General features: G+C 61.6%; 1 protein-coding gene. It reads left to right on the top strand.

Translation table 11 applies throughout. The features are described from left to right. On the top strand, nt 1–529 hold a 529-nt coding region (locus QQK95_RS33380; protein WP_284278846.1), incomplete at both ends, for a 2-oxo acid dehydrogenase subunit E2.

Raw genomic sequence — 529 nt, 5'->3', positions numbered from 1 at the left:
CTCCTACGAACTCGTCCCGCACGACAATATGCGCAAGACCATTGCGCGCCGCCTGGTCGAAGCAAAATCCACCATCCCACATTTCTATCTCACGCTCGACTGCGAGCTCGATGCGCTCCTGGCGCTGCGCACGCAGATCAATGCGGCAGCCCCGATGAAGAAGACCGATAAGGGCGAGGCACCCGCCTACAAGCTGTCGGTCAACGACATGGTGATCAAGGCCATGGCCATGGCGCTGAAGGCGGTGCCGGATGCCAATGCCTCATGGACCGAAAGCGCCATGGTCAAGCACAAGCATGCCGATGTCGGCGTCGCCGTCTCGATCCCCGGTGGCCTGATCACGCCGATCATCCGGCATGCGGACGAAAAGACGCTGTCGACCATTTCCAACGAGATGAAGGACCTGGCAAGCCGCGCGCGCAGCCGCAAGCTGAAGCCGGAAGAGTATCAGGGCGGCACGACAGCCGTCTCCAACCTCGGCATGTTCGGCATCAAGGACTTTGCCGCCGTCATCAACCCGCCGCATGCC

The sequence above is a fragment of the Mesorhizobium huakuii genome (assembly GCF_030160235.1).
Taxonomy (GTDB): Bacteria; Pseudomonadota; Alphaproteobacteria; order Rhizobiales; family Rhizobiaceae; genus Mesorhizobium; species Mesorhizobium huakuii.
The sequence above is the reverse complement of the archived record's forward strand: the minus strand, read 5'-3'. Positions and strand labels throughout refer to the sequence as shown.